Source organism: Streptomyces sp. ALI-76-A, assembly GCF_030287445.1.
GTDB lineage: Bacteria > Actinomycetota > Actinomycetes > Streptomycetales > Streptomycetaceae > Streptomyces.
Genome location: NZ_JASVWB010000002.1, coordinates 4,695,325 through 4,714,737, shown reverse-complemented (window position 1 = coordinate 4,714,737; position 19,413 = coordinate 4,695,325). Strand labels below are relative to the sequence as shown.

Annotated in this window: 18 protein-coding genes; 8 read left to right on the top strand and 10 right to left on the bottom strand. The window is 71.5% G+C overall.

Annotated elements, in window-relative coordinates; translation table 11 throughout:
• Positions 1-44: 44 nt before the first annotated feature.
• A complete protein-coding gene (locus tag QQS16_RS22025; protein WP_286063565.1) occupies positions 45-209 on the top strand; it encodes a hypothetical protein in 165 nt (54 codons plus the stop codon).
• Positions 210-562: 353 nt separating this feature from the next.
• Here QQS16_RS22025 and QQS16_RS22020 read toward each other — a convergent pair whose 3' ends face one another.
• Positions 563-949 carry a cupin domain-containing protein gene (locus QQS16_RS22020; RefSeq protein ID WP_286063564.1) on the bottom strand — a complete coding sequence of 129 codons (387 nt, stop codon included), beginning with the start codon at positions 947-949 and terminating at the stop codon, positions 563-565.
• Positions 950-1,001: 52 nt separating this feature from the next.
• Here QQS16_RS22020 and QQS16_RS22015 point away from each other — a divergent pair, with 52 nt between their 5' ends.
• Together QQS16_RS22015 and QQS16_RS22010 are read left to right on the top strand one after the other, a co-directional pair.
• On the top strand, positions 1,002-1,991 hold the full coding sequence (locus tag QQS16_RS22015) for a helix-turn-helix domain-containing protein (protein ID WP_286063563.1): 990 nt from the start codon (positions 1,002-1,004) through the stop codon (positions 1,989-1,991).
• Positions 1,988-2,482 (top strand): LURP-one-related/scramblase family protein, encoded by a 495-nt coding sequence (locus QQS16_RS22010; RefSeq protein WP_286063562.1) that lies wholly within the window; start codon positions 1,988-1,990, stop codon positions 2,480-2,482. Before QQS16_RS22015 ends, QQS16_RS22010 begins: the two co-directional genes overlap by 4 nt.
• Here QQS16_RS22010 and QQS16_RS22005 read toward each other — a convergent pair.
• Positions 2,479-3,273, bottom strand: a complete 795-nt coding sequence (locus tag QQS16_RS22005; protein WP_286063561.1) for a carbon-nitrogen family hydrolase — start codon at positions 3,271-3,273, stop codon at positions 2,479-2,481. The two genes, QQS16_RS22010 and QQS16_RS22005, sit on opposite strands and share 4 nt — an antisense overlap.
• A gap of 216 nt (positions 3,274-3,489) precedes the next feature.
• Between QQS16_RS22005 and QQS16_RS22000 the strand changes: the two genes are divergently transcribed.
• Positions 3,490-4,314: a maleylpyruvate isomerase family mycothiol-dependent enzyme gene (locus QQS16_RS22000; protein WP_286063560.1), complete on the top strand. Its 825-nt coding sequence runs from the start codon at positions 3,490-3,492 to the stop codon at positions 4,312-4,314.
• A 130-nt stretch (positions 4,315-4,444) separates the two neighbouring features.
• Here QQS16_RS22000 and QQS16_RS21995 read toward each other — a convergent pair whose 3' ends face one another.
• On the bottom strand, positions 4,445-5,746 hold the full coding sequence (locus QQS16_RS21995) for an MFS transporter (RefSeq protein WP_286063559.1): 1,302 nt from the start codon (positions 5,744-5,746) through the stop codon (positions 4,445-4,447).
• Positions 5,743-6,393, bottom strand: coding sequence for a GntR family transcriptional regulator (locus QQS16_RS21990; RefSeq protein ID WP_286063558.1), 651 nt, complete (start codon positions 6,391-6,393; stop codon positions 5,743-5,745). The genes QQS16_RS21995 and QQS16_RS21990 overlap by 4 nt, the downstream gene beginning before the upstream one ends.
• Positions 6,394-6,628: 235 nt before the next feature.
• Between QQS16_RS21990 and QQS16_RS21985 the strand changes: the two genes are divergently transcribed.
• Positions 6,629-7,543 carry a D-alanyl-D-alanine carboxypeptidase family protein gene (locus QQS16_RS21985; RefSeq protein ID WP_286063557.1) on the top strand — a complete coding sequence of 305 codons (915 nt, stop codon included), beginning with the start codon at positions 6,629-6,631 and terminating at the stop codon, positions 7,541-7,543.
• A gap of 108 nt (positions 7,544-7,651) precedes the next feature.
• On the opposite strand, the gene QQS16_RS21980 is transcribed toward QQS16_RS21985, so the two are convergent.
• From QQS16_RS21980 to pdhA, 3 genes are read right to left on the bottom strand one after another with little or no spacing between them, the layout of a single operon-like run.
• Complete coding sequence (locus QQS16_RS21980; protein WP_286063556.1) at positions 7,652-9,088, bottom strand: dihydrolipoamide acetyltransferase family protein; 1,437 nt, start codon at positions 9,086-9,088, stop codon at positions 7,652-7,654.
• Between the two features lie 10 nt (positions 9,089-9,098).
• A complete protein-coding gene (locus tag QQS16_RS21975) occupies positions 9,099-10,064 on the bottom strand; it encodes an alpha-ketoacid dehydrogenase subunit beta (protein ID WP_286063555.1) in 966 nt (321 codons plus the stop codon).
• Between the two features lie 58 nt (positions 10,065-10,122).
• The gene (pdhA, locus tag QQS16_RS21970; protein WP_286063554.1) at positions 10,123-11,331 is read right to left on the bottom strand and encodes a pyruvate dehydrogenase (acetyl-transferring) E1 component subunit alpha; all 1,209 of its coding nucleotides are present in this window, start codon (positions 11,329-11,331) and stop codon (positions 10,123-10,125) included.
• 448 nt (positions 11,332-11,779) lie between these two features.
• On the opposite strand from pdhA, the gene QQS16_RS21965 reads away from it, so the two are divergent.
• Positions 11,780-12,985 carry a phosphotransferase gene (locus tag QQS16_RS21965; protein ID WP_286063553.1) on the top strand — a complete coding sequence of 402 codons (1,206 nt, stop codon included), beginning with the start codon at positions 11,780-11,782 and terminating at the stop codon, positions 12,983-12,985.
• A gap of 196 nt (positions 12,986-13,181) precedes the next feature.
• Here the strand turns inward: QQS16_RS21965 and QQS16_RS21960 are convergent, their stop codons facing one another.
• A complete protein-coding gene (locus QQS16_RS21960; RefSeq protein ID WP_286063552.1) occupies positions 13,182-14,774 on the bottom strand; it encodes a protein kinase domain-containing protein in 1,593 nt (530 codons plus the stop codon).
• Between the two features lie 375 nt (positions 14,775-15,149).
• On the opposite strand from QQS16_RS21960, the gene QQS16_RS21955 reads away from it, so the two are divergent.
• The gene (locus QQS16_RS21955; protein ID WP_286063551.1) at positions 15,150-16,805 is read left to right on the top strand and encodes a protein kinase domain-containing protein; all 1,656 of its coding nucleotides are present in this window, start codon (positions 15,150-15,152) and stop codon (positions 16,803-16,805) included.
• Between the two features lie 67 nt (positions 16,806-16,872).
• On the opposite strand, the gene QQS16_RS21950 is transcribed toward QQS16_RS21955, so the two are convergent.
• On the bottom strand, positions 16,873-17,415 hold the full coding sequence (locus tag QQS16_RS21950) for a bacterial proteasome activator family protein (RefSeq protein ID WP_286063550.1): 543 nt from the start codon (positions 17,413-17,415) through the stop codon (positions 16,873-16,875).
• Positions 17,416-17,551: 136 nt separating this feature from the next.
• Here QQS16_RS21950 and QQS16_RS21945 point away from each other — a divergent pair, with 136 nt between their 5' ends.
• Positions 17,552-18,265: a hypothetical protein gene (locus QQS16_RS21945; protein ID WP_286063549.1), complete on the top strand. Its 714-nt coding sequence runs from the start codon at positions 17,552-17,554 to the stop codon at positions 18,263-18,265.
• 13 nt (positions 18,266-18,278) lie between these two features.
• Here the strand turns inward: QQS16_RS21945 and QQS16_RS21940 are convergent, their stop codons facing one another.
• On the bottom strand, positions 18,279-19,259 hold the full coding sequence (locus tag QQS16_RS21940; protein ID WP_286063548.1) for an NAD(P)H-quinone oxidoreductase: 981 nt from the start codon (positions 19,257-19,259) through the stop codon (positions 18,279-18,281).
• Positions 19,260-19,413 lie beyond the last annotated feature (154 nt).

Below are 19,413 nucleotides of genomic sequence, written 5' to 3'. Positions count from 1 at the left end.
ACCGCCCCCCACGCACCGCCGCACCACCCCTGAGGAGAACGACCATGTACGGAAAAGTCATCGGCGCCGGCACCACCGGTGCGGGCGGTGCCACCCTGGCCGCCACCGGCATGTGGATCAACAGCATGGCCCTGATGGTCGCCGCCACCACGCTGGTGGCCGCGGGCGTGGCCCTCTACAAGCTGGCCCCTCGCCCGCGCCGCAGCTGACCGACGGCCCGGCGCGGTTCCGGAGCCGTCCAGGCCTGCTAGTGCCGTGGCAGGCAACGTTTGCCCGTCAAGGAGCGGCGTCCGGTGCGTGCTCTCGGCGTGCCGGCCGGAAGCCCTCGTACTGGATGTACTTGGGCTTTCGGCCGGTGCGGCGAGAGGGCGTGCCGGGCGTCGCGACGGGGCGAACGTTGCCTGCCACGGCACTAGCACCGGGGCAGCCGGTCCGGCGCGACCCCGGTGAGGCGGGCCGGCACGCCCCTGTCCCGCTCCGGCGCACGTGACGGGCCGGGTGTCCGGTGGGCAGGTCGCCGTCGCCGGAGGCTGCCACCGGAGCCTCCGGTCGGCCCCGCCCGTCAGGTCAGCGCGTGCCCCGTGGTGGCGTCCACGTGGTCCGGTACCTCGTCGTGGCGGTCGCCGACCGTGAGGGTGCCCGTGGGCTCGAAGAGGAGGAGCGCGGTCGGCTCGGGGGCGTACGGCTTGTGCTCCGTGCCGCGCGGGACCGTGAAGGCCGAGCCCTTGGGCAGGACGACCGTGCGCTCGCCCGCCGCGTCCCGCAGGGCGATGTGCAGTTCGCCGTCCAGGACCAGGAAGAACTCGTCAGTGTGGTCGTGGACGTGCCACACGTGTTCGCCCTCGACCTTCGCGAGGCGGACGTCGTAGTCGTTGACGGCGGTGACGATGCGGGGGCTCCACCGCTCGGTGAAGGAGGCGAGGGCGTCGGACAGCGCGATGGGTTCCATGCGGTCATCGTGCGGGGTGCCCGGACCGGCGTACGAGTGCTAGGAATCGCACATGCCGAAAGGATCCTCGCAGCCGCACACCGTGGTCCTGGTCGTGGACCAGAACTCCAACCCGTTCGAGATGAGCTGCGCGATCGAGATCTTCGGGCTGCGCCGACCCGAACTGGGCCGTGAGCTGTACGACTTCGCGCTGTGCGCCGCCGAGCCGGAGACCCGGATGCGGGACGGGTTCTTCACGCTCACCGGCGTCGCCGGCCTGGAGGCGGTCGACCGGGCGGACACGCTGATCGTGCCGAACCGGCCCGACACCGACACCCCGCGCGACCCGCGCGTCCTGGAAGCCGTACGCCGGGCGTACGCGCGTGGCGCCCGGCTGGTCGGCTTCTGCTCCGGCGCGTTCACGCTCGCGGAGGCCGGGCTGCTGGACGGGCGGCGGGCGGCCTGCCACTGGATGTGGGCGGACTCCTTCCGCGCACGGTTCCCGCGGGTCCGGCTGGAACCCGACGTGCTGTTCGTCGACGACGGCGACATCCTGACCGCGTCGGGGAGCGCGTCGGCCCTCGACCTCGGCCTTCATGTCGTACGCCGGGACCACGGCGCCGAGGTGGCCAACCACGTCTCCCGGCGGCTGGTGTTCGCCGCGCACCGGGACGGCGGCCAGCGGCAGTTCGTGGAGCGGCCGGTGCCGCACGTTCCGGACGAGTCGCTCGGTCCGCTGCTGGCGTGGGCGCAGGAGCGGCTGGGGGAGCCGCTGACGGTGGCCGGTCTGGCCGCGCGGGCGGCGGTGTCCCCCGCGACACTGCACCGGCGCTTCCGCGCCCAGCTCGGCACGACCCCGCTGGCCTGGCTGACCGGGGAGCGGGTGGCACTGGCCTGCCGGCTGATCGAGCGCGGGGAGGAGCGGCTCGACGTGGTGGCGGCGAGGAGCGGGCTGGGGACGGCCGCGAACCTCCGCGCGCGGGTACGGCGCGAGACCGGACTCAGCCCGTCGGCCTACCGGCGGCGTTTCGGACCCGGTGGCGGGGAAGCCCTGGTCTCATGAGATTCCTCGTGCGCGACCGGCTCCTCGGCATCGGTGACGACTACTGGATCGAGGACGACCAGGGCAACCGGGTGTTCCTCGTCGACGGCAAGGCGATGCGGCTGCGGGACACCTTCGAGCTGAAGGACACGCAGGGGCGCGTCCTCATCGACATCCGCCAGAAGATGTTCGCCCTCAGGGACACCATGGTGATCGAACGCGAGGGCGAGCCGCTCGCGACGATCCGGCGCAAGCGGCTGTCGCTGCTGCGCAACCACTACCGGGTCGCCCTGGCGGACGGCCGCACCGAGCTCGACGTCAGCGGCAAGATCCTCGACCGCGAGTTCGCCGTCGAGTACGACGGCGAACTCCTCGCCGTGATCTCCCGCCGGTGGCTGCGCGTCCGCGAGACCTACGGCGTCGACGTCGTACGGGACGACGCGGACCCGGCGCTGCTGATCGCGGTGGCGGTGTGCGTGATCCACCTGGCGGAGAAGGAGCGGGAGGGCTAACGGCCGGGGGCGCTCAGCCCGAGCATCCGGTCCTTGAGGGCGGGGAACTGTTCCCGGGTCGTCGCGACCTTCGCCGGGTCGAGGTGCACGGTGAGGGTCTCCTCGCCGGCGCCCGCCTCCGCCAGGACCTCGCCCCACGGATCGACCACGATCGAGTGACCCGCCTGCGGAACCCCCGCGTGCGTCCCGGCCGTTCCACACGCGAGCACGAACGCCTGGTTCTCCACCGCCCGCGCCTGAGCCAGCAGCGTCCAGTGCGCCCGGCGGCGCTCCGGCCAGCCCGCGGGGATGACCAGGGTCTCGGCGCCGGCGTCGACGAGGCCGCGGAAGAGTTCGGGGAAGCGGAGGTCGTAACAGGTGGCCACACCGAGGGTCGTCTCCGGCAGACGGACCGTCACCAGCTCGCTCCCCGCGCCCATCAGCACGGCCTCGCCCTTGTCGAAGCCGAAGCGGTGGATCTTGCGGTAGGCGGCGGCCAGGTCGCCGGAGGGGGAGAAGACGAGGGAGGTGTTGTAGAGGGGCCCCTCGGGGTCGCGTTCGGGAATCGAGCCCGCGTGCAGCCATACGCCCGCGTCGCTCGCCGCCTTGGCCATGGCCTCGTAGGTGGGCCCTTCGAGCGGCTCGGCCTCGCGTGCGAACTCCTCGAAGGCGAAGGCTCCCGTGGTCCACAACTCCGGCAGCACGACGAGATCGGCTCCGGCCTGACCTCGTACCAGGGCGGCCACGCGCCGCCGTCGGGAGTCGGCCGATTCGCCGTCGTCGACGGCGACTTGGATCAGAGAGGCGCGCACACTACCACCGTCCTGGCATTCGAGCCGTTCACTCGGGCCTACGATCGTCACACGAAAGCACTGCCGGGGTGCCTTGGAGCAGCGTAACTTGGGGGTCCCCCGCTTCGAGCGCAGTCGCGAATCGGGGGACTCCCAAGACATCCGCCGACAGCCACCTCCCGCAGGCAACGCCGCCGTCACAACCGCCCAGTACCGACCGCCGAGGGGTCCCGTTCCGTGAGTCTGCATCCCACTCTCCAGCCCTACGCCGACGCCTGGACCCACTCCATCGACGCGATATCCGAGCTGGTACTGCCGCTCGTGGAGGGGGAGTGGAACCGGCGCACCCCATGCCCCGGCTGGTCGGTGCGGGACGTGGTCTCCCACGTCATCGGCCTGGACTGCGAGATGCTCGGCGACCCGCGCCCCATCCACACCCTGCCGCGCGACCTGTTCCACGTCACCAACGACCACCAGCGCTACATGGAGATGCAGGTCGACGTCCGGCGCCACCACACCGCGCCCGAGATGACCTCCGAGCTGGAGTACGTGGTCATCCGCCGCAACCGCCAGCTGCGCAACGAGTCGCGCGACCCGGGCACCAAGGTGCGCGGCCCGCTGGGCACGGAACTCACCCTCGAGGACGCCATGCGCAGCCACGCGTTCAACGTGTGGGTGCACGAACAGGACCTGCGCACCGCGCTGGGCCACCCCGGCAACCTCGACTCCCCCGGCGCGCACATCGCCCGTGACGTGCTGCTCGCCGCGCTCCCCGACGTCGTCGCGGTCAAGGCCGACGCCCCGCGCAGCTCGGCGGTCGTCTTCGACGTGCACGGGCCCATCGAGTTCCTGCGCACCATCCGCGTCGACATCCAGGGCCGCGGCACGCTCGAGTCCACCCCGGCGCTGGGCCCCGCCGCCACCCTGAGCCTCGACTGGGAGACCTACGTCCGGCTGGCCTGCGGGCGCGTGACCCCGGAGCAGGCGGCGGACCGCGTGAAGGCGGAGGGGGATCCGGCGCTCACCGGTGCGATCCTGCGGAACTTCTCCGTGACGCCGTAGCGGGACGGCAGGGCCGGTCGGTGCGCTCGGCCTGTCCGTTGGGCGGACACGGTGGGAGGGCAGGGCCGTACGGGCCGGGGCGGTGCGCTGGGGGCGGTGGCCCCCGGAACGCCCGCGCCGACGCCGGCCGCTACGCGGGGACGTGCACCGTCTCCACCCGGCTGGCGACCAGCCGTTCCCGTTCCCGCCGGGCCGTGCGCCCGCGCAGCCGCAGGATCTGGCCGACCCCGACCGCCTGGAGCACGAACATCGCCGAGAACGCGACGCGGTAGTCGTCCCCGGTCGCGTCCAGCAGCACCCCGATCGCGAACAGCGTCGTCATCGAGGCGACGAAGCCGCCCATGTTGGTGATCCCGGAGGCGGTCCCCTGCCGCTCCGGCGGATTCGCCGGCCGCGCGAAGTCGAACCCGATCATCGACGCGGGCCCGCACGCCCCCATCACCGCGCACAGCGTGATCAACAGCCACATGGGCACGTGCTCGCCGGGGTACGCCAGCGTCACCGCCCACATCAGCGCCGTCGCCCCCACGGTGCCCAGCGCCAGGGGCAGCCGGGCCCCGTGGTGCCGGGCGATGACCTGCCCGTACACCAGCCCGATCACCATGTTCGACAGCACGACGAGTGTCAGCAGCTCCCCCGCCGTGGCCCGCGACAGTCCCTGCGCCTCGACCAGGTAGGGCAGCCCCCACAGCAGCAGGAACACCATCGCCGGGAACTGGGTCGTGAAGTGCACCCACAGCCCCATCCGCGTCCCCGGCTCACGCCAGGACGCGGCGATCTGCCGGCGCACGTACTTCACCCCCTGGTGCGGGAACGGCTGCGGCTCGTACCCCGCGGGGTGGTCCTTCAGGAACAGCAGCAGAAGCACCAGGACGACGGCTCCGGCGAGCGCGCTGCCCGCGAAGGCCGCCGTCCAGCCGACGCCGTGCAGCAGCCGCGCCAGGACGAGGGTGGACACCAGGTTGCCCGCCATGCCGATCAGCCCCGCGGACTGAGCGACCATCGGGCCGCGCCGGGCCGGGAACCACCGGGAGCCGAGCCGCAGCACGGCGATGAAGGTCATGGCGTCGCCGCAGCCCAGCAGCGCGCGCGAGGCGAGGGCCATGCCGTACGACGGGGAGAAGGCGAACCCGAGCTGCCCGACCGTGAAGAGGACCGCGCCCAGGGCCAGCACCTTCTTCGTGCCGAGCCGGTCGACCAGCAGACCGACGGGTATCTGCATGCCCGCGTAGACCAGGAGCTGGAGGATGGAGAAGGTCGACAGCGCCGAGGCGTTCACCTGGAAGCGGTCGGCCGCGTCGAGGCCGGCGACCCCCAGGGACGTACGGAAGATGACGGCGACGAAGTAGACGGAGACGCCGACGCCCCACACGGCCATCGCGCGCCGGCCGCCGGGCGGGTCACCCGGCACGGTGACGGACGACGAACTCATCGCACCTCACCCCGCGCCAGGTGCGCGAACCAGCCGACGTGCCGGTGGACGACGTCGACCGCGACCTCCGGATCCCCGGAGCGCAGCGCGTCGAGAATCTCCTCGTGCTCGGTCAGGGTCTTGGCCACCCGGTCGGGGTGGGAGTGCAGGATGGCGACGCCCATGCGCAGCTGCCGGTCGCGGAGTTGGTCGTAGAGCCGGGAGAGGATCTCGTTGCCGCCGCTGCGGACGATCTCGGCGTGGAAGCTGCGGTCGGTGACGGCGGCCCCCGCGAGGTCGCCGGCGGCGGCCTGCTCCTTCTGCCTGGCCAGCAGCGCCTCCAGCCGCTCGATGAGCCCGGCGGGCGGCGGTACGGCCTTGCGCGCCGCGTGCTCCTCGACCAGGAAGCGGGTCTCGACGACGTCCTTGATCTCCTGGGCGGAGACGGGCAGGACGAGCGCTCCCTTCTTCGGGTAGAGCTTGAGCAGCCCTTCCACCTCCAGCCGGAGCAGCGCTTCCCGTACGGGAGTCCGGGAGACGCCGACGGCCTCGGCGAGCTCGCCCTCGGTGAGGAGGGTGCCGCCTTCGTAACGGCGGTCGAGAACGCCCTGCTTGACGTGGGTGTAGACACGGTCGGCGGCGGGAGGGTGCTTCACGGCCAGACTCATGCGGACATCATAGATACAACACGTACCCATGACGGCGGCTCGTCCGGCATACGGGACAGTGGCGGGTGCCGCGTCACACGAAAGGGGCACCTTCCGGCAAAGATCCCCACCCCGGCCCAGCAACAGCACAACCTTCTGTGCTAGTTACATGTCACACACCTGCGGCCCCACTTTCCTCGCCACACGTCAACCCGGCCGCATTTCACGGGCATTCGAGACAATCGGGGTATCTCAGTTGATAACCGGCATCAAGGGCGGCTTCAAGGTCGCCCGCTTCCGCCGAGCCGCCGCTGTCACCGTGACCGTCGGCGCCGTGCTCACGACCGGAGCCCTCACCGCGGCCCCCGCGCAGGCCGTCGCCGCGCCGACGATCGCCGCCAAGGGCGGCTACGTGATGAACAACGCGAACGGCGCAGGTCTGTACAGCAAGGCCGCGACCACGAGGCGTTCCACCGGCTCCACGACGAAGATCATGACCGCGAAGGTCGTCCTGGCGCAGCCGAACCTGAACCTCGACGCCAAGGTGACGATCCAGAAGGCGTACAGCGACTACATCGTGTCGAAGGGCGCCTCGTCCGCCCGGCTGATCGTCGGTGACAAGGTCACCGTCCGCCAGCTCCTGTACGGGCTGATGCTGCCCTCGGGCTGCGACGCCGCGTACGCGCTGGCCGACAAGTTCGGCTCGGGCACCACGCGCGCCGCCCGCGTCAAGTCGTTCATCGGCAAGATGAACGCCAACGCGAAGAGCCTCGGGCTGACGAACACGCACTTCGACTCGTTCGACGGCATCGGCAACGGAGCGAACTACTCCACGCCGAAGGACCTGACGAAGCTCGCCAGCAGCGCGATGAAGAACTCCTCGTTCCGCACGATCGTGAAGACGAAGGCGTACACCGCGAAGACCATCACCAAGACGGGCAGCACCCGCACGATGGCCACGTGGAAGAACACCAACACCCTGCTCAGCAACTACAGCGGCGCCATCGGCGTGAAGACCGGCTCCGGCTCCGAGGCCGGGTACTGCCTCGTCTTCGCCGCCACCCGCAACGGCAAGACGGTCTACGGCACGGTCCTCTCCTCCACCAGCGCGACCCAGCGGGAGACGGACGCGAAGAAGCTGCTCAACTACGGCTTCGCCAGGCTGGGCTGACAACGGCACACGTCGTTCGCGGACCACACGGATGAAGGGCCCCTCGCTTCCGGCGAGGGGCCCTTCACCTGTGCCGGTGCCCCCGTCCGGGACGGGGGCACCGGCACCTCACGCCCAGGTGATCAACCGCTTCGGCTGTTCCAGGATCGCCGCCACGTCCGCGAGGACCTTCGAACCCAGCTCCCCGTCCACCAGGCGGTGGTCGAAGGAGAGGGCCAGGGTCGTCACCTGACGGGGCTTCACCTTGCCCTTGTGCACCCACGGCTGGAGCTTGATCGAGCCGACCGCGAGGATCGCGGACTCGCCGGGGTTGAGGATCGGCGTGCCCGTGTCGACGCCGAAGACGCCGACGTTGGTGATCGTCACCGTGCCGCCCTGCATCGCGGCCGGGGACGTCCTGCCCTCGCGTGCCGTCGCCACCAGCTCGCCCAGCGCCTGCGCCAGCTGCGGCAGGGTCTTGGCGTGGGCGTCCTTGATGTTCGGCACGATCAGGCCGCGGGGGGTGGCCGCCGCGATGCCCAGGTTGACGTAGTGCTTGACCACGATCTCCTGGTTCGCCTCGTCCCAGGACGCGTTGATGTCCGGGTGGCGCCGGATCGCGACCAGCAGGGCCTTGGCGATCAGCAGCAGCGGGTTGACCCGCAGACCCTGGAGCTCCTTGTCCTGCTTGAGCTCCTCGACCAGCTTCATCGTCCGGGTGACGTCGACCGTCACGAACTCCGTCACGTGCGGCGCCGTGAACGCCGAGCCGACCATCGCCGCCGCCGTGGCCCTGCGGACACCCTTGACCGGGACGCGGGTCTCACGCGCCCCGTCGGACGGCACGGCCGGCACCACGGGCGCGGACACGGCGGGCACAGCGGGCTCCGCGACCGGCTCGGGGGCCGGCTTCGGCGGAGCCACCGCCGCGTGCACGTCCTCGCGGGTGATGATGCCGTCCGGACCGGACGGGACGACCGTCGCGAGGTCGACACCCAGGTCCTTGGCCAGCTTGCGCACCGGCGGCTTGGCCAGCGGACGGGCCCTGACCGCGCCGGCCGCGCCCCCGTGGCCGTTCAGCTCCGCCTGGATGGCCGTGGACGCCTCCTGGACCGGGATCTCCGGGCCCTTGCGGGGGCGCCGCTTGGTCGAGGAGACCGCCACGCCGTAGCCGACCAGGACCGGCTGGCGGCCGGAGCCCGCCGACGTGGACTGCTGGGGCTTCGGCTGCCCCTGCCCGGCGTCCTGCCGGGGCTCCTCCTGCTGCGGCACCCCGGGCCCCGGCTCCACGGCGGCCGCGCCGCCGCCCGCCACGTCCACCGCGATGATCGCGGTGCCCACGTCCACCGTGGTGCCCTCGGGGAAGCGGAGTTCCCGTACGACGCCGTCGTAGGGGATCGGCAGTTCCACCGCCGCCTTCGCGGTCTCCACCTCGCAGACCACCTGGCCGTCGGTCACCGTGTCGCCGGGCTGGACGTACCACTTGAGGATCTCGGCCTCGGTGAGCCCCTCGCCCACGTCCGGCATCCTGAACTCGCGTACGGACGCTTCCGTCATCGTCGTCACGACCCTCTCCTCAGTACGCCAGGGCACGGTCGACGGTGTCGAGCACCCGGTCCAGGCCCGGCAGGTACTCCTCCTCCAGGCGGGCCGGCGGGTACGGGGCGTGATAGCCGCCGACCCTGAGCACCGGAGCCTCCAGGTGGTAGAAGCAGCGCTCCGTGATCCGGGCGGCGATCTCCGCGCCCGAGCCGAAGAACACCGGTGCCTCGTGGACCACGACCAGGCGGCGGGTCTTCTCCACCGACGCCTGGATGGAGTCGAAGTCCAGCGGGGACACCGAGCGCAGGTCCAGGACCTCCAGGGACTTGCCCTCCTCGGCGGCGGCGTCGGCCACCTCCTGGCAGAGCTTCACCATCGGGCCGTAGGCGACGAGAGTCAGGTCGCTGCCCTCGCGGACCACGCGCGCCGTGTGCAGCGGGTCCGGGATGGTCTCCTTGCTGACCTCGGACTTGTCCCAGTAGCGGCGCTTGGGCTCGAAGAAGATCACCGGGTCGTCGCTCTGGATGGCCTGCTGGAGCATCCAGTAGGCGTCCGACGAGTTGGACGGGGAGACCACCTTCAGGCCCGCCACGTGCGCGAACAGTGACTCCGGGGACTCGGAGTGGTGCTCCACCGCGCCGATGCCGCCGCCGTAGGGGATGCGGACGACGACCGGCAGCTTGACCTTGCCCAGGGAGCGCGCGTGCATCTTCGCGAGCTGGGTGACGATCTGGTCGTAGGCCGGGAAGACGAACCCGTCGAACTGGATCTCCACGACCGGACGGTAGCCGCGCAGGGCGAGGCCGATCGCCGTGCCGACGATGCCGGACTCGGCGAGGGGGGTGTCGATCACCCGGCTCTCGCCGAAGTCCTTCTGCAGGCCGTCCGTCACGCGGAAGACGCCGCCGAGCTTGCCGACGTCCTCGCCCATGACCAGGACCTTGGGGTCGGCCTCCAGGGCGGTGCGCAGCGATTCGTTGATCGCCTTCGCGAGCGCCATGGTCGTCGTTGTCGCGGCCCTGTGCGTCGCGGCCTCGGATGTCACGGTGCCGGCCATGTCAGTTACCCCCCTCTTCCTCGGCGAACGACGCCTGGTAGGCGGCGAACTGCGCTCGCTCCTCGTCGACGAGCGTGTGCCCGTCCGCATACGCGTGCTCGAAGATGGCGAAGCGGTCGGGGTCCGGCATGGACCGGACCGCTTCGCGTACTCGCCTGCCCAACGCCTCGCTCTCCGTCTCCAGTTCCGCGAAGAATGCCTCGTCCGTGTGGTTCGAGGCCTCCAGGTACCGGCGAAGGCGCAGGATCGGGTCCTTCGCCTCCCAGGCGACCCGCTCGTCGTCGTGGCGGTAGCGGGTGGGGTCGTCGGAGGTGGTGTGGGCGCCCATGCGGTACGTGTACGCCTCGACCAGGGTCGGGCCCTCGCCGCCGCGAGCGCGCTCCAGCGCCCACTTGGTCACCGCGAGGCAGGCCAGTACGTCGTTGCCGTCGACGCGGACGCCGGGGAAGCCGTAGCCCTGCGCACGCTGGTAGAGCGGGACGCGGGTCTGCTTCTCGGTGGGCTCGGAGATGGCCCACTGGTTGTTCTGGCAGAAGAACACCACCGGGGCGTTGTAGACCGCGGAGAAGGTGAACGATTCAGCGACGTCACCCTGGCTGGAGGCGCCGTCGCCGAAGTAGGCGATCACCGCGCTGTCCGCGCCGTCCTTGGCGACGCCCATCGCGTAGCCGGTGGCGTGCAGGGTCTGCGAACCGATGACGATCGTGTACAGGTGGAAGTTGTTGCTGTTCGGGTCCCAGCCGCCGTTGTTCACGCCGCGGAACATGCCGAGCAGGTTGGCCGGGTCGACGCCGCGGCACCAGGCGACGCCGTGCTCCCGGTAGGTCGGGAAGACGTAGTCGTCCGCGCGGGTGGCGCGACCGGAGCCGATCTGGGCGGCCTCCTGGCCGAGCAGCGAGGCCCACAGTCCCAGCTCGCCCTGGCGTTGCAGGGAGGTGGCCTCGGCGTCGAAGCGGCGGGTGAGCACCATGTCGCGGTACAGGCCGCGGAGCTCCTCCGGTGTGATGCCGGCGATGTACTTGTCGTAGGCGGCGCTCTTGACGCGCTTGCCCTCGGGCGTCAGCAACTGGACGAGCTGAGGCTCGCCGTCCGGCGCCTTCTTCGCGGTCGCCGACGGCTTCTTCGCGGTCGCGCGCTTGCCGGCCGTGCTTGTAGCGGTCGTACCTGCGCTGCGTCGCGGTGTGCGCGCGGCAGTGCTGTCCACGGTCACGTGTGCTCCTCCGTCGGTCCGGCTACCCGGGTTCGCCGGGTGCCAGTGCGGCTCACCTGTGACCCACGGACGCACGGGGTGGGTGCGGCTCAGTGGGGAACAGGCGTGACAGGTGCCCCGGCGAGCGCCCTGCAAAATGCACGTTACCCAGTGCTCCACATTTCTGTGAAACCCCTCCTGACCTGCGTTTTTGCTTGGATATCCAAGTAAATCCGCAAAACCGGGAACAGTTCCTGGTCACAGCCTCGCAGGGGGCCGGAACAACGGCACGTTATCCCGGTGACCCAGGTCACGGGAAGAGTTCTCCGACCGCGAGACCACACGTCCTGCCTAACGCCGACCGCGCGCGCGAGGACGGAACCGCTTCCGGCACGAACCGTGACCGAAAGGGACTGCCTGTGACAACCCGCAGCTCAGGGGCGTCTCGTGTGCCCTAGCATCGGGCAGCGTGCCGCGCTCTTGTGTACCACCCCTCGTACCCCTCGCGCCCCCGCTGGGCGCCGTCCTCCGCCAGTACGCCGCCGGGTCCGCCCTCACCTGCGAGCCCGTCGACCAGGGACTGCTCAACCGCGGCTACCGCCTGTGCACGACCCGCGGGCGCTACTTCCTCAAGCACCACTTCGACCCGGAGACCGCCGATCCCGCCGCGATCGCCCGCCAGCACCGGGCCACCCAGCGGCTGGCCGACCTCGGCGTCCCGGTGGCCCCGCCGCTGACCGGCCGGGACGGCCGCACGGTCGCGGTCGTCGGCGGCCACGCCTACGCCCTGCACCCCTGGATCGACGGCCGCCACCGCCACGGCGGTCAGCTGACCACCGCCCAGTGCGGACGGCTCGGGGCCCTGCTCGGGGTGGTGCACGCCAGCCTGGAACACGTGATGCCGAGGCAGGCACGGGCGCGCGTCCTGCTGCCGTCGCAGGCGGCGCGGACGCGGGCTGCCGTGGGTGCGGAAGTCCCCACAGTCTCAGCGGCCTCAAGGGCCCCCATCGCCACCGGCGCCTCTGAGGCCTCCACTGCTTCCTCCGCTGCCTCACTCGCCTCGGGGGCAAGCGGGCCCGGGCAGCCGGCCGACGCCCTCCACCCCGTCGGCAGTCCCGATCCCGCCGACACCTTCGCCCTCATCGACCGGCTGCTCGCCCGGGTGCGCCGCCACCATCCCGCCGACGCCTTCGACGAGCTGGCCCGCCACCGGCTCCAGGAGCGGCGCACGCTGCTGGAGCGGCACGCCGACCGGCGGCCGCCGTGCGGGAGCTCGGTGGGCTGGGTGCACGGGGACTTCCACCCGTTCAACCTGCTCTACAGGGGAGACGCCCCGGCCGCGATCGTCGACTGGGACCGGCTCGGCGTGAAACCCCGCGCGGAGGAGGCCGTACGCGCCGCCGCGATCTTCTTCGTGCTGCCCGTCGGCAGCCTGGACCTGCCGAAGGTACGGGCCTACGCGCGCGCGTACCGGCGGGCGGCCGGGGCCACGCCCTCACAGCTCGCGGCGGCCGTACACCGGGTGTGGTGGGAGCGTCTGAACGACTTCTGGATGCTGCGCTGGCACTACGAACGCGGTGACACCCGCGCGGACCCGCAGTTCCCGGCGGCCTCGGCGCTCGCCGTCTGGTGGACGCGGCAGTACGACGCGGTGTGCGACGCCTTCACGGACTGAGCCGCCCGGCTCGCGGAACGCTGTCCGCGTCGGACGGCCTTGCCCAGCCGAGGACCTCGCCCACCTGAACGCGTTGCCCGTCCGAAGGCCTTGTCCGTCGGAAGGCCTTGTCCGTCGGAGTGCCCGTCGCACAAGCACGCGCGCGTGCGGCCCGTTTCCGGGTCGCACGCGCGCGTGACGGTGTACGCCGTTGTGGTCAGCCTTCCGCGCCGGCGTCGGTGCCGCCGTTGCCCGTGACGCCCCCGAGGGTGTCAGGGCTCTCGTCCACCGGATCGTCCGACGGCGTCACCGGATCCGACGGCGTCACCTCGTCCGACGGCTCCGACGGCGTCACCTCGTCCGACGGCTCCGTGCTCGGGTCCTGCGGGGCCGACTGCGACGGCGTGTAGGCGGGCGCGGAGTACGGGGGCGTGTAGCCCGAACCGGACCCCGTGCCCGTCCCGTTGTCCGTGGTCGTGTCGGAGGGCTCTTCGCTCGGGTCGTCGCTCGGCGTCTCGCTGGCCGTCTGCTTGTCGGCGCTCGGCGAGGTGGTCGGCGACTTCGTGGTGTCGGTGCCGCCGCTCTTCCCGGTGCCGCCCTGGAGCGCCAGCGCCACGCCCGCCGCTATGGCGACCACCGCGAGCACGGCGAGGATCCACAGCTTGCCGCGGCCGCCGCCCCGGTTGCCGTGCCCCTCGAAGCCGCCGTCGTCCCCGCCGCCGTAACCGGCGGGCAGGATCTGCTGCGGGATCTGCGTGGTGCCGGAGGCGTCCACGCCGGCGTGTCCCATCACGGCCGTGCCGGCGAGGCCCGCCGCCGGAGTGTGCCGGCCGTCGTGCGTGTCGACGGGGCCGGTGTTCCAGGTGCCGGTGTGGCCGCCCTGCTCGTACAGCATCTGTAGGCCGTACTGGACCAGCCCGCGCATCTCCTCGGCCGTCTGGAACCGGTCGTCCGGCTCCTTGGCGAGCGAGCGCATGACGAGACCGTCCAGCTCCGGCGGGACGCCGTCGGAGACCTCGGACGGGGGCGTCGGGATGTCCTGGACGTGCTGGTAGACGACCGACAGCGGGGTCTCGCCGGTGAACGGCGGACGCAGCGCGAGAAGTTCGTAGAGGAGACAGCCCGTCGCGTACAGGTCGGACCGGTGGTCGACGGCCTTGCCGAGCGCCTGCTCCGGGGAGAGGTACTGCGGGGTGCCCATGACCATGCCGGTCTGCGTCATCGTCGTGGACGCCCCGTGCAGGGCCCGGGCGATGCCGAAGTCCATGACCTTCACGGCGCCGTTGTGCGTGATGATCACGTTGGCGGGCTTGATGTCGCGGTGCACGATGCCGTGCTGGTGCGAATAGGCGAGCGCCTCCAGCACCCCCGAGACGATGATCAGCGCCTGCTCTGGACCGGGCGCCTCGGCGTTGAGGAGGAGGTCGCGGATCGTCCGTCCCTCGACGATCTCCATCACGATGTACGGCACGGACTGGCCGCCCACGAAGTCCTCGCCGGAGTCGTACACGGCGACGATCGCGTGGTGGTTGAGCCCGGCCACCGACTGGGCCTCGCGGGTGAAACGGGCCTTGGAGACGGGATCCTCGGCGAGATCGGCGCGCAGCAGCTTGACCGCCACGGTGCGGCCCAGGCGCACGTCCTCGGCCGCGAACACCTCGGCCATGCCGCCCCGGCCGAGTCTGCGGGTCAGCCGGTACCGGCCGTCCCCGACCAGCCCGCCGTTACCCCACAGTTCCGGCGCATCTGACATTCCGCCGCCAGTCGCCTCGGGGTCGGACGGGCCCTGAGCGCGCTGCTGCTGTGCCATCAGTCCTCGCCGTCGTTTCTGCCCGCGGTGCGCGCGGTGTTGTTACGGTCTCCGTCGGCCACGCTACAGCCTCCGCGCAAGCCGCCGGTCCGGGAAGGTCCCGGGGACCGGTCGGAGACGGACCGGCCATCAAACCCGTACTCCCCACCGGCGTGCAAATCCTGTGTGCCGTCCGTACACCCGCTGTAACGCTTCCGCGACGCTTCCTTCGCGTACGGTCACGGAACGGGCACCGAGCTTGACGTGTCAGTGCCCTCGGGCAGACTTGGCCGGGAATAGCGCATTGGATCAACGGCTTCCGGGATCCTGTCGGGATCGACGACTCGGCATCAACGGCACGCGCCGGCGCCTGAAAGGCTATGGGGGACGCAGAACATGAGCCAGGACGCCGCACACGGCCGGTATGCGGGGCGGGCGCTGGCCGGCGGCCGTTACCAGCTGCGCGACTTGCTCGGCGAGGGCGGCATGGCCTCGGTCCACCTCGCGTACGACGCCGTGCTCGACCGGCAGGTCGCGGTCAAGACCCTGCACACCGAGCTGGGCCGGGAGCAGGCCTTCCGCGAGCGCTTCCGCCGCGAGGCCCAGGCCGTGGCCAAGCTCACGCACACCAACATCGTCTCGGTCTTCGACACCGGCGAGGACGAGCTGGACGGCACGACGATGCCGTACATCGTCATGGAGTACATCGAGGGCCGCCCGCTGGGCTCGGTGCTCGACGAGGACGTACGGCAGTTCGGCGCGATGCCCGCCGACAAGGCGCTGAAGATCACCGCGGACGTGCTGGCGGCGCTGGAGATCAGCCACGAGATGGGGCTGGTCCACCGGGACATCAAGCCGGGCAACGTGATGATGACCAAGCGCGGGGTCGTCAAGGTAATGGACTTCGGCATCGCGCGCGCCATGCAGTCCGGGGTCACCTCGATGACCCAGACCGGCATGGTCGTCGGCACCCCGCAGTACCTCTCGCCGGAGCAGGCGCTGGGGCGCGGGGTGGACGCCCGCTCCGACCTGTACTCGGTCGGCATCATGCTGTTCCAGCTGGTCACCGGGCGGCTGCCGTTCGACGCGGACTCGCCGCTGGCGATCGCGTACGCGCACGTGCAGGAGGAGCCGGTCGCTCCTTCGTCGATCAACCGCGCGCTGCCACCGGCCGTGGACGCGCTGATCGCCCGCGCGCTGAAGAAGAACCCGAACGAGCGTTTCCCGAGCGCCGAAGCCATGCGCGACGAGTGCCTGCGCGTGGCCTCGTCCTACCAGCCGACCGCCCCGAGCATCGTCCCCGGCGCCCAGACGCCGAGCGGCGCGGGCGTCGGCTCCGCGGTGTTCCCACCGGTCGACCAGACGCCGCCCCCGCCCCAGGGCAACGTCCAGACGCCCTACCAGCCGACCCCGAACCCCTACGGCACGCCGGCTCCGTCGGCGCACTCCCCGGCGTACGGCTACCCGCAGCAGCCGGGTTACCAGACGCCGGGCCCGGCCGCGTACGCGCCGCAGCAGGCCACGTCGAACCAGCCGCCGTACACCATCGCGCCCCAGTACGCGGCGGCGAACTCCGGCGGTGGCGGCGGTGGTGGCGGCAAGGGCAACAGGCCGGTGATCATCGGTTCGATCGTCGTGTCCATCGTCGCGGTGGGCGGACTGCTCGTGACCTTGCTGATGAACCGCGGCAACGGTGACGAAGCGGGCGGGGACACCAGCGCCACCCCCTCGGCCTCGTCGAGCACGGTGGAGGGCTACCGCGGGCCGGAGACCGGGCGGACGATCGAGGCGACCGAGTGCACCGAGCCGGAGGAGTCGGGCAGCGATCCGGACCAGGTGAAGATGCCGAACTTCCAGTACAAGAACTGGGACTCGGTCCTCAAGTGCCTCCAGGACGCCGGCTGGAACTACGCCCAGAACAAGGTGGACGAGAACACCTGGGGCGACGGCACCGTCATGAAGCAGTTCCCCGAGGCGGGCACCGACTTCGACCCGAAGGACCCGCCGAAGATGCAGTTCGACGTGTCCACCGGCAACCCCGCGGGGACATAGGGCACAAGCGTGTGGGGCCCGGCAGCATCCGACTGCCGGGCCCCACACGCTTCTCGGACCTACAGACCTACAGGTACGGGCCTCCCGAACGGCCGCCCGCGCGCGGGTCGTCACCGTCCTCCTGGCCGCCGATGCCCGGCGGAAGGGCGCGGCGCATCTGTTCGAGCTGGGCCCGCGCGGCCATCTGCTGGGCGAACAGGGTGGTCTGGATCCCGTGGAAGAGACCTTCCAGCCAGCCGACCAACTGGGCCTGCGCGATACGCAGCTCCGCGTCGCTCGGAGTCGTGTCCTCCGTGAAGGGGAGGGAGATCCGCTCCAGCTCCTCGACGAGCTCGGGAGCCAGGCCGTCCTCCAGTTCCTTCACCGAGCTGGCGTGGATCTCCTTCAACCGCACCCGGCTCGCCTCGTCCAGGGGAGCCGCGCGGACTTCCTCCAGCAGCTGCTTGATCATGCTCCCGATCCGCATGACCTTCGCGGGCTGCTCGACCATCTCCGTCACCGGAACCTGGCGGGAGTCCTCGTCTCCTTTGCCGCCGAGAGCCATCCCGTCCTGGCCCACGACCAGGATCTGCGGGTTCTCCGTCGACCGTTCGTTCCTCGGCATCTCCATGCCGCCATTCTCTCGCACCGCTCCACCTCACCACCGTCGTGCCCCCGTTAAGGGCTGATCCACCGTCCACGCCCCCCATCGACCCTCCGGCCCAGCCCGGAGTGCCGGGAAGGTTGGCAAATGTCAGGCTGGCCCCGTGACTCCATGGGCGCGGGCGACGGTACTGCTCATCGTGGCGGGGGCGGGCGGGGTCGTGTCCCCGTACGGGGGTGCGTCCGCCTACGGGGTCGTGTCCGCATCCGCATCCGGGTCCGCGTCCGGGGTCGTGCCGACGGGCTCGGGATCGTCCGCGTCCGGGAGGGGCACGGTGCACCGCGTCGAGTCGTCGCCGGCCGTCAGCGCGGAGGCGGAGGGAGTCGCCGCCGCCGGCGCGGAGGAGTCCGCCTCCGGCTCACCGCCGGGTTCCGTGGCTCCCCACGGACCGATGCGCGCCTCCGCGTCGGCCTCCCCCTCGACCTCCCCCTCGGCCTCCGCCTCCGTCGCCCCCTCCCCGTCCGCCGCCCCGCCCTCCCGGGCCGGGAGCCGGGCGGGTGAGGGGCGGGAGCGGCCGGGGCGGCGGGTCCCGGTCGAGTCGGAACCGGCGCCGGAGGAAGAGAACGTCCTGAACGTCGACGAAGACGCGGACGGCGGCGTGGACGGCGACCTCGACGGCCGGGCGGACGGCGCCGTCACCGCCGTACCGAGAGCACCCCGGGAGACCGCCCTCATGCCGTCCGCGCCGCCGCGGGGCGTACGGCGGGCCGCCGAGCCGCGACTGCCCATCCTGCCGCTCGGCAGCGGACTCATCCTCGTCGGGCTCGGCCTGGGTCTCGCGTTCGTCGCGCTCCGGGTGCGGCGGGGAGCGCCCTGAGGCCGGCCGTGCCCTACGGGGTGACGAGCAGGACCTTTCCGATGTGGCCGCTCTCCTCCACCACCCGGTGTGCGGCGGCCGCGTCGCTCATCGGGACCTCGCGGTCGACGACCGGACGTACGTGGCCGGCCTCCAGCAGCGGCCAGACATGCTCACGTACCGCCGCCACGATCGTCGCCTTCTCGCCGAGCGGGCGGGCCCGGAGCGAGGTCGCGCTGATCGCGGCCCGCTTGCTCAGGAGCGTGGCGATGTTCAGCTCGCCCTTGATGCCGCCCTGCATCCCGATGATCGCGAGACGGCCGTGGACGGCGAGGGCCCTCACGTTGCGGTCGAGGTACTTGGCGCCCATGTTGTCGAGGATGACGTCCGCGCCCGCGCCGTCGGTGGCGTTCCTGATCTCTTCGACGAAGTCCTGGTCCCGGTAGTTGATCAGGATGTCGGCGCCCAGTTCGGCACAGCGGTCCAGCTTCTCCTTCGTGCCGGCGGTGACGGCGACCCTGGCGCCGACGGCCTTGGCGAGCTGGATCGCCATCGTGCCGATGCCGCTGGAACCGCCGTGCACCAGCAAGGTCTCGTCGGGGCGGAGATGGGCGACCATGAAGACGTTCGACCAGACCGTGCAGACCACCTCGGGCAACGCCGCGGCCTGCCTGAGCTCGAGTCCCTCCGGCACAGGCAGCAGCTGGCCGGCCGGGACGGCGACCTTCTGCGCGTAGCCGCCGCCCGCGAGCAGGGCGCACACCTCGTCGCCGATGGACCAGCCGGAGACGCCGGTCCCGAGCGCGGCGATCCGACCGGAGCACTCCAGGCCGGGGTAGGGAGAGGTGCCGGGCGGCGGGTCGTAGAAGCCCTGCCGCTGGAGGATGTCGGCACGGTTGACGGCGCCGGCCGTCACCTCGACCAGCACCTCGCCCTCGCCGGGCACGGGATCCGGGACCTCGTCCCATACCAGCGCCTCGGGCCCACCAGGTTCGGGAATCGTGATCGCATACATGAAAGGGACGCTACCCGTCGGTCCCCCGTGCGATGTCCGGCGATCACTGGCCGGGGCGTGTCCGGCCCCCGTGCGATGTCCGTCGGTCACCGGCCGGTTGCCTGGCTCGGTCCACGGGCCCAGCCGCCCTCGGTCTCGGGGCGGGCCCCTCCCG

What these genes read in the sequence shown, in the direction of transcription:
- QQS16_RS22025 (WP_286063565.1), top strand. Translation starts at nt 45, where the DNA reads ATGTACGGAAAAGTCATCGGCGCCGGCACCACCGGTGCGGGCGGTGCC.
- QQS16_RS22020 (WP_286063564.1), bottom strand. Translation starts at nt 949, where the DNA reads ATGGAACCCATCGCGCTGTCCGACGCCCTCGCCTCCTTCACCGAGCGG.
- QQS16_RS22015 (WP_286063563.1), top strand. Translation starts at nt 1,002, where the DNA reads ATGCCGAAAGGATCCTCGCAGCCGCACACCGTGGTCCTGGTCGTGGAC.
- QQS16_RS22010 (WP_286063562.1), top strand. Translation starts at nt 1,988, where the DNA reads ATGAGATTCCTCGTGCGCGACCGGCTCCTCGGCATCGGTGACGACTAC.
- QQS16_RS21995 (WP_286063559.1), bottom strand. Translation starts at nt 5,746, where the DNA reads ATGAGTTCGTCGTCCGTCACCGTGCCGGGTGACCCGCCCGGCGGCCGG.
- QQS16_RS21990 (WP_286063558.1), bottom strand. Translation starts at nt 6,393, where the DNA reads ATGAGTCTGGCCGTGAAGCACCCTCCCGCCGCCGACCGTGTCTACACC.
- QQS16_RS21975 (WP_286063555.1), bottom strand. Translation starts at nt 10,064, where the DNA reads ATGGCGCTCGCGAAGGCGATCAACGAATCGCTGCGCACCGCCCTGGAG.
- QQS16_RS21960 (WP_286063552.1), bottom strand. Translation starts at nt 14,774, where the DNA reads ATGGCACAGCAGCAGCGCGCTCAGGGCCCGTCCGACCCCGAGGCGACT.
- QQS16_RS21955 (WP_286063551.1), top strand. Translation starts at nt 15,150, where the DNA reads ATGAGCCAGGACGCCGCACACGGCCGGTATGCGGGGCGGGCGCTGGCC.
- QQS16_RS21950 (WP_286063550.1), bottom strand. Translation starts at nt 17,415, where the DNA reads ATGGAGATGCCGAGGAACGAACGGTCGACGGAGAACCCGCAGATCCTG.
- QQS16_RS21940 (WP_286063548.1), bottom strand. Translation starts at nt 19,259, where the DNA reads ATGTATGCGATCACGATTCCCGAACCTGGTGGGCCCGAGGCGCTGGTA.